This window comes from Mesonia algae, from assembly GCF_003253545.1.
Classification (GTDB): domain Bacteria; phylum Bacteroidota; class Bacteroidia; order Flavobacteriales; family Flavobacteriaceae; genus Mesonia; species Mesonia algae.
Window position 1 is genome coordinate 156,307 of record NZ_QKYV01000007.1, and the last position, 8,231, is coordinate 164,537.

The 8,231-nt window shown below is 31.9% G+C and carries 7 protein-coding genes; 3 read left to right on the forward strand and 4 right to left on the reverse strand.

Annotation, left to right across the window (positions count from 1 at the left end; genetic code table 11):
* Positions 1–72: 72 nt before the first annotated feature.
* Positions 73–1,026, forward strand: a complete 954-nt coding sequence (locus LX95_RS12615) for a PhoH family protein (protein ID WP_111541813.1) — start codon at positions 73–75, stop codon at positions 1,024–1,026.
* A 9-nt stretch (positions 1,027–1,035) separates the two neighbouring features.
* Positions 1,036–1,986 (forward strand): phosphoribosylaminoimidazolesuccinocarboxamide synthase, encoded by a 951-nt coding sequence (locus LX95_RS12620; protein ID WP_111541814.1) that lies wholly within the window; start codon positions 1,036–1,038, stop codon positions 1,984–1,986.
* Here the strand turns inward: LX95_RS12620 and LX95_RS12625 are convergent.
* From LX95_RS12625 to LX95_RS12640, 4 genes are all read right to left on the reverse strand, one after another.
* Positions 1,979–3,280 carry an acyloxyacyl hydrolase gene (locus LX95_RS12625; RefSeq protein WP_111541815.1) on the reverse strand — a complete coding sequence of 434 codons (1,302 nt, stop codon included), beginning with the start codon at positions 3,278–3,280 and terminating at the stop codon, positions 1,979–1,981. The genes LX95_RS12620 and LX95_RS12625 overlap by 8 nt on opposite strands.
* A 106-nt stretch (positions 3,281–3,386) precedes the next feature.
* Positions 3,387–4,097 (reverse strand): hypothetical protein, encoded by a 711-nt coding sequence (locus LX95_RS12630; RefSeq protein WP_111541816.1) that lies wholly within the window; start codon positions 4,095–4,097, stop codon positions 3,387–3,389.
* A gap of 131 nt (positions 4,098–4,228) precedes the next feature.
* Positions 4,229–5,314, reverse strand: a complete 1,086-nt coding sequence (locus LX95_RS12635) for a DNA topoisomerase IB (protein WP_111541829.1) — start codon at positions 5,312–5,314, stop codon at positions 4,229–4,231.
* Between the two features lie 276 nt (positions 5,315–5,590).
* Positions 5,591–6,679 (reverse strand): M42 family metallopeptidase, encoded by a 1,089-nt coding sequence (locus LX95_RS12640; protein WP_111541817.1) that lies wholly within the window; start codon positions 6,677–6,679, stop codon positions 5,591–5,593.
* A 109-nt stretch (positions 6,680–6,788) separates the two neighbouring features.
* Between LX95_RS12640 and LX95_RS12645 the strand changes: the two genes are divergently transcribed.
* Positions 6,789–7,478 (forward strand): DUF4294 domain-containing protein, encoded by a 690-nt coding sequence (locus LX95_RS12645; RefSeq protein ID WP_394340390.1) that lies wholly within the window; start codon positions 6,789–6,791, stop codon positions 7,476–7,478.
* Positions 7,479–8,231 lie beyond the last annotated feature (753 nt).

Genomic DNA, 8,231 nt, shown 5'->3' on the forward strand with positions numbered 1-8,231 from the left:
TGATTTGAAGGTATTTTTGTCTAAATTTGTAATGCGAATTTAATTATAAAAGATTAATAAATACACTTGCTTTTGAACGAACTTGATATTGAACTCTCAGAAATTAATCCAAGAGAATTTTTTGGATTACAAAATGCAAATATAGAGCTACTTAAGAAGTATTTTCCTAAGTTAAAAATTGTTGCAAGAGGTAATAAAATAAAAGCCTTTGGGGATGAAGAATTACTAGAAGAGTTTGATAAAAGATTTAATATGCTTCTAGAACATTTTGGAAAGTATAATAAGCTCGATGAAAATGTTATTGAACGTGTACTTACCAGCGAAAAGAAAGAAGATTATGATACTTCTTCCGAAAGTGGGGAAGTGCTTGTACATGGAGTAAGCGGTAGATTAATAAAAGCTCAAACTGCCAATCAACGTAAGTTAGTAGAGCTTACCAAGAAAAATGATATGGTTTTTGCTGTGGGTCCTGCGGGAACAGGTAAGACCTATACAGGGGTGGCACTTGCAGTTAAAGCACTGAAAGAAAAAGAAGTTCGAAAAATTATTTTAACAAGACCAGCCGTAGAAGCTGGAGAAAATTTAGGATTTCTTCCTGGCGATCTCAAAGAAAAGCTAGATCCTTATATGCAGCCTTTATATGATGCATTAAGAGATATGATTCCTCACGAAAAGTTAGATACTTTTATAGAAAAAGGAGTAATACAAATTGCACCCATGGCATTTATGCGTGGTAGAACTTTAGATAATGCTTTTGTGATTCTAGATGAAGCTCAAAATACCACTCACGCTCAAATGAAGATGTTTTTAACCCGTATGGGGAAAAGCGCTAAATTTATTATTACAGGAGATCCTGGGCAAATAGACCTTCCGCCAAGAAGCATTTCTGGTCTTAAAGAAGCATTATTAGTTTTAAAAGATGTGAAAGGTATTGGTGTCGTTTATTTAGATGACAAAGACGTCATAAGACACCGCTTGGTTAAGAAAGTTATAGAGGCATATAAAAAAATAGAAAACGTAGAATAATTTAGATTCATGAACAATACCCTAACTGAAACCAGTTTTCAATTTCCGCAGCAAAAAAATGTTTATAAAGGAAAAGTAAGAGAAGTATATGAGCTAGATAATGATAAGGTAGTAATGATTGCTACCGATAGACTTTCGGCTTTTGATGTAGTGATGCCAAAAGGAATTCCATATAAAGGGCAAATTCTTAACCAGATAGCCACCAAAATGATGAATGATACCAAAGATATTGTTCCCAATTGGTTAGAAGCTACTCCAGATCCAAATGTTGCAGTAGGACAAATGTGTGAAACCTTTAAAGTAGAAATGGTCATTCGCGGGTATTTAGCTGGTCACGCAGCAAGAGAGTATAAAGCAGGAAAAAGAGAATTATGCGGAGTTGCCTTAGCGGAAGGATTAAAAGAAAATGATAAATTACCACAACCCATTATTACTCCTGCCACTAAAGCAGAACAAGGGGATCACGATGAAGATATTTCTAGAGAAGATATCTTAAAGAGAAATATCGTATCAGCTGAAGATTATGAGCAATTAGAAAAATACACTTATGCTTTATTTCAAAGGGGAAGTGAAATTGCTGCTTCACGCGGATTAATTCTCGTAGACACTAAATATGAATTTGGAAAAACTAAAGAAGGAAAAATTGTTTTAATTGACGAAATTCATACGCCAGATTCTTCTCGCTATTTTTATGCTGAAGGTTATGAAGAAAGACAAGAAAAAGGTGAGAAGCAAAAACAACTTTCAAAGGAATTTGTAAGACAGTGGCTTATTGAAAATAACTTTCAAGGTTTAGAAGGGCAAACACTACCCGAAATGAGTGATGAGTACATCACTTCTGTCTCAGATCGCTATATTGAACTTTATGAAAATATCACTGGAGAGAAATTTGTAAAAGCAGATATTTCTAATATTAAAGAAAGAATAGAAAATAACATATTAGATTATATTTCTAATTAATTTTTAAGTTGTAAATATACCCTAGTCCAAATTCAGTAAAATCAGCCTGTCCTAAATTAGCGTTGATACTTGCAGATAAGTATACGTTGTGTTTGGGATTAGAATCAATGCTGGTGAAATAATATTTAACTCCCAACCTCGTAGAAACTAGTTTCTTTAGTTTGTACTTAGAGTTATAGTCTCCTAAAAGCCACCCCTCTGGTATTTCTTGCGGGGTGTCTTTCCAACCTTCATTATATCGCCACTCTATACTATAAGAAGGCTTATGTAAATTCACACCTATTTGAGTTAAAAATCCTATGTGATTAAGAAGAATCATTTCTCCAGTAATAAAAACACCAAATGCTGAAGCGTTAATAACAGGGTGGTTTTTTAATGTTTCGAATTCTTCTCCTTTTTGAACCAAAGATTCATTATTACTAATATAATCGTAATAATGTTGATAATAATGATAATGTATACCTGTACCTAATCTAAAAGTGTTATTTACCTTTTTTCCTATTCCTAGTCTAAAAGAGTATACATTTTTTGGATCGTTAAAGCTAGGTGAAAATGTGTTTTCTCCCCAACCTGCTTCAACATTGATATAGGTGTTTTGTGTTTTCTCAAATGTAAGAAATGATGGTGACTCTTTAATCTCTTTATTTTTTTTAAAGTTTATATTAGCATTCACACTAGTTAAAAAAGAATTGAATCCGTTATTGGGTAATTTTTTATGTCCGTTTGATTGATGAGCATAACCCAATCCTAAACGTATATTGGTTGTTGAGGTTTGAAAAATGGGGTAGTAGGTGAAAAGTTTAAATGACCAAGTAATATTGGTGGAAACAGCTTTATTAATAGGATTATTCTTTAGGTCATATTTTTCAGTAAAATAAGAAGAACCTAAACCTAACATAAGGTTTAATTTTTTTTCGTTTAAAGTTAATAAGGGAAATTCAGCGTACGGGAGAATAGAAAATTGATATCCCAAGACATCACGGTTTCCCATATTACTTAGTCCTATTGCAACTCCTGTTTTAGGATAGTTAAGTCGGTACGCCCATTCTTCTTTATTATTCTTATGGTCTTTTCCTATACCAATAGAGATGCCTCTTTGCATATGTATATCAGGAAAATGTAGGTTTGCTGGTACCGTTTTACCTATTAAAACTTCAGATAAAAAGAAATGATCAGTAAGGAAGTTTTCTGTTTCTTGTGCGTAAATTAAATTAAAGTTCAAGAAGAACAAAATACTAAAACTATATAATATAGTATGGGTACGTAAATCCCAATAAGGTAATTTTTTAATCATAAATAAAGTATGAGTACAAATTGCGACTCTTTTACAGGTGTACTTATTCGGCAAAGAGATCTTAAAATAAATAAAAAAGCCAAGTTTCTAACTTGGCTTTTTTATTTTAGTTGGCGCAATTTTCATTGTAAAAATAAATCATTTGATCAAAATCTTTCCATTTTGGTTTGGTTCCATACTTGGTAACTGTTGCTTCGCAATCGCCAAAAAGCTCTTGAAAAATTTCTTTTTTGAAATCAGACTTATGCATTCTTTCTGCAGTAGCATTGTCTTTTTGAATATAAAAAGATTTATCTATAGATTTTTGAATTTGAAATCCTCCCATTCCGAAACCACCAGCTTCTCCAGCTCTCATGTCATGAAATACTTTTATCCTAGAAGTATTGGTAGGATTTAATAATTGTAAAAGTAAATCCATCTTCTTTTTCTTAATCATTACAGGTACTTTTTCAAAATAGGCATAACCTTTTTCGAATCTTTCCTCATCATACGGACTTCTAGTCCACTGAGCTGGATCGTGTGCGAAATCGGTGAATTTATTTAGTTTATCAAGATTATTTTGTGGAATATACACGAAATCAATATCTTCTATGGGAACTTCTATTTTGTTTTTATTTTCGTCCTTGTAGCTAAAGCCTTTAATTAAACTTTTTTTTCTTTTTACAGATTTAATAGGAGTTTCTAACTCTGTACCATCTTCGAAAGTTATGTAGGAAACTTTTTTGGTAGAAATTCCTTCAAATGGTCTTAAAAATTGTTGAGCATTACTAGACAATGCAAATGCTAAGGTAGCAACTGCGAGTAAAAGTTTTTTCATTTTGTAGGTTTAATGTTAATTAGTTGCTGTAAATATAAAATAATTTTTAAAAGCATCAATTTTTACATCGAAAAACCATCTTTTAATAAAATTTATGTGATATTGTTATGTAATAGGAGATACAAATGACTTTATTTCTTAAAATCAATTTCAAAATCTTTCATAAGGTCTAAAAGAACTTCTTCAGTTTTAGAAAGGTTGTTGATTTTGGAAGGTTGGTTATTGTCAACTTTTTTAAAATAACTAGCTATACTTCCGTCAAGATACTTGTCGGGAATGATGGGGTGAACATAATATTCTTTACAAACCGTTTTGGTATTACCCAATCCACTGGCTGCTTCCGCGTAAGCGAGATTTAAATTTTTAGTTTGCTGCTTTTCATCTTCTTCAAGGCCAATATCTCGAAGAGTTTCGAAGAATATTTTGGTGGCCGCCCAGGTTCTAAAATCTTTAGCCGAATAAAAATCACCACAACTGTTTTGAATATACTCATTGACCATCCCGCTGTCAATTTTTTCTACATTGCCCGATTCATCATAATATTTAAACAATTCCCATCCCGATATTTCTTCACAGTTTTGCACCAATTCTATTAGTTTTTTGTCGGTAATGTCTATTTGGTGTTCTTTTCCTTTCTTCCCAATAAAATTAAAAGTGAGAATGTCCTTACTTATATGTACATGTTTAGACCTTAAGGTAGAAAGACCATAGGTTTTGTTCTTCTTTGCATAATAATGATTGCCGATTCTTATATGAGTTTCTTCCATTAGCCGAATAACCAAAGCGATTACTTTTTCTTTAGGCATTCCTTTTTTTCTTAGATCCTTATCTATTTGTTCTCGTATTTTAGGAAGTTGCTTACCAAAAGCAGCTATTTTGTAAAATTTGGTTTGGTTTTTAAAATTGGTCCAATGTTCGTGGTATAAATAAACTTTCCTGTCTTTATCATCCCGACCGATTACTTGAAGATGCCCATTTTTTAAATGCGTAATTCTAACGTTTTTCCAATTTGGAGGAATTACTAAACTCTTAATGCGGTCTTTCTCTTTACTGCAGGTGATCTTTTCTCCTTCCTTGTTTTTATAATAATAACCTCTACCTACTTTATGCCGACTAATGGTTAAATCTTCATCTGAAATATAGACAAGATTTGCCATATTGGTAAACTCTTCGGGTTCGGTGATTATTTTTTTTAATTGTTGAGGTGAAAGTCGCACAGCTATATTTTTTATTTTTGAATTTAAAACTAAAAACAAAACACAACTGATAAGAAAAAGTGAAATTTTTCTTTAAGGATTAATTTTTATGAAATTTTAAAGATTTGTTATATGAAAAGAGGCTGTCTAAAAAGTCAATATTCGTCAACCTGAACTTGATTCAGGTTCCCATATTAATTTTTACATCAACAGGATGAGATTCTAAAATAAATTCAGAATGACGTTTTAATACTTTTTAGACAGCCTCTTTGTATTTATTTTCGCGGAAGCGAAATTTTAGTCAAAATAACTAAATGTCTCTCCGTTTTTAATTTGAAGTAAGCTTTCGTAAATTAACTTAATTACATTCTCTACATCATCTCTATGTACCATTTCTACAGTAGTATGCATATAACGTAGCGGTAGTGAGATTAAAGCAGAAGCGACTCCGCCATTGCTGTAGGCAAAAGCATCGGTATCTGTCCCTGTGGCTCTACTTGCTGCCATACGTTGGAAAGGTATTTTTTTGTTTTCGGCAGTATCGATAATCATTTCACGCAATTTGTTTTGTATTGCAGGAGCGTAGCTAATCACGGGACCAGCACCAATTTTGGTGTCACCTTCCTTCTTCTTGTCGATCATAGGAGTAGTAGTATCGTGAGTCACATCGGTTACAATAGCTACATTTGGTTTAATGGTTTGCGAAATCATTTCGGCACCACGAAGACCTATTTCTTCTTGTACAGAATTAGTAATGTATAGACCAAAATCTAACTCTTGCTTATTCTCTTTTAATAGACGAGCAACTTCGGCAATCATAAAACCACCCATTCTATTATCTAAGGCTCTACAAACAAATTTATCATTGTTAAGTACAAAAAACTCGTCTGGATAAGTAATTACACAACCTACGTGAACACCTAGTTTTTCTACTTCTTCTTTAGTCGTACAACCAACATCTATGGTAATGTTCTCTATTTTTGGATGCTCTTCGTTGCTTTTATCTCTAGTATGTATAGCTGGCCAACCAAACACACCTTTTACAATTCCGTTTTTAGTATGAATATTTACACGTTTTGAGGCTGCAATCATATGATCACTTCCTCCGTTTCTAATGACGTGAATAAGACCATTATCTGTAATGTAATTTACATACCAAGAAATTTCATCGGCATGTCCTTCTATAACAACTTTAAATTTAGCATCGGGATTAATAACTCCTACTGCAGTACCGTAAGTATCGGTAATAAATTCATCAACATATGGTTTTAGGTAATCCATCCATAATTTTTGTCCTTCCCATTCATAGCCCGTTGGAGCTGCATTATTTAAATAATTTTCTAAAAAAGTGAGTGACTTTTTATTAAGGATACTATTTTTGCTCATAACTTAAATTTTACATTTTTACGAAAATACTAATAATTAAGGTCACAACGCTTGAAGCGGAATTAATTTTGGAACGATTTTGGCTAATAGTTATGTAAAAAATAACCACTTGAAGTACATTTTTTCTATATATATATTACTCTTTTCCTTTGTGTTGCAAGCTCAACATACACGTAGGGTGCTTGAAAAAGACACTACAAAAAAACATTTGGTATCTACGCCATCTGGCTTTTATATGATACAAGATGATTCTTTAGCAGTGGATGCTGTAAACCTAGATGAAGTACTACTTCTTGGTCCTTTTAAATTCAAAAATAGAACAGAGCGAAGAACGTATTTGATTCTTCAAAGAAAAACAAAAAAGGTTTGGCCTTATGCTGTTCTAGCATCTGAAAGATTAACTCAATTAAACGAAAGACTGAACTCTATAGAAAGTAAATCTAAAAAAAGAAAATATACACGAATCGTTCAAAATTATATTGAAGATGAGTTTACAGAAGAATTAAAAAAACTCACTAAAACCGAAGGGCAAATTCTCGTAAAATTGATGTATCGACAAACAGGTGAAACCACCTTTGATGTAGTTAAGGAGTTAAAGAGTGGATGGAGGGCTTTTTGGTATAACACCACAGCAAGTCTTTTTAATATATCATTAAAAGAAACTTATGATCCTTTAAACGTAAAAGAAGATTATTATATTGAACATATATTGAGAAGGAGTTTTCAAAAAAACGAGTTGAATAGAAGCGAGCCTGCCATTGATATTGATTTTTCTAAGAGTATGAAACGTTGGAATTGATTTCTACTCAAAATTTAAAATCTTAAACTCACACCTTCTATTGATTTCATGTTGTTCTTATGTACAAGATTCTTCAGTCTCACAGTAAATAATAGGAAACTTCTCTCCGTAACCTGTTGCAATAATTCTAGAAATGTCAATTTTATTTTCAGATAAATATTACTGTACAGAATTAAGTTTATATAATAAGAACTAAAATTTAATTACTTCTACTATATAGTATATACTATAAGTATTGGTTGGTGGTAGACATTATTTGATTTTAAGTTTTCTTATAATATATAGGAGTATTCTAGCTTTAGTTTAATTATAGGAGAGGTGGGAAAAATAATTTTTCACTTACACACTTTTCATTATCAATGCATTAAGAAAATATTAAATAAAAGTTGCGATTTTGTTTGTTGGTTAGAGAAAAAGGGTTGTATATTTGCACCCCGCTTAGCGCGGTAGTTCATTGAGTTTTAAGGATTGTTTTTGAGAGTTAAAAATAAAAAAAAATTAATTTTCAAAAAAGGCTTGTTTAATTAAAAATAAGTATTAGTTTTGCATCCGCTTAGCGAAATAGAGTTGAGTGTGTTCATTGTGAGATTGGCTTTCTGGAAAATAAAAAATAAATTATTTCATTTTTTATTTGCCAGAAAGAAAAAAAGGTTTTACATTTGCAGCCGCTAACACAACAAGTGTTAAGAGTTCTTAAAATAACAAAAATAAAATCCCTTGGTTGGGCGAGAGAAGAAGAGGTTCGATTCCTTT

What these genes read in the sequence shown, in the direction of transcription:
- LX95_RS12620 (WP_111541814.1), top strand. Translation starts at nt 1,036, where the DNA reads ATGAACAATACCCTAACTGAAACCAGTTTTCAATTTCCGCAGCAAAAA.
- LX95_RS12625 (WP_111541815.1), bottom strand. Translation starts at nt 3,280, where the DNA reads ATGATTAAAAAATTACCTTATTGGGATTTACGTACCCATACTATATTA.
- LX95_RS12630 (WP_111541816.1), bottom strand. Translation starts at nt 4,097, where the DNA reads ATGAAAAAACTTTTACTCGCAGTTGCTACCTTAGCATTTGCATTGTCT.
- LX95_RS12640 (WP_111541817.1), bottom strand. Translation starts at nt 6,679, where the DNA reads ATGAGCAAAAATAGTATCCTTAATAAAAAGTCACTCACTTTTTTAGAA.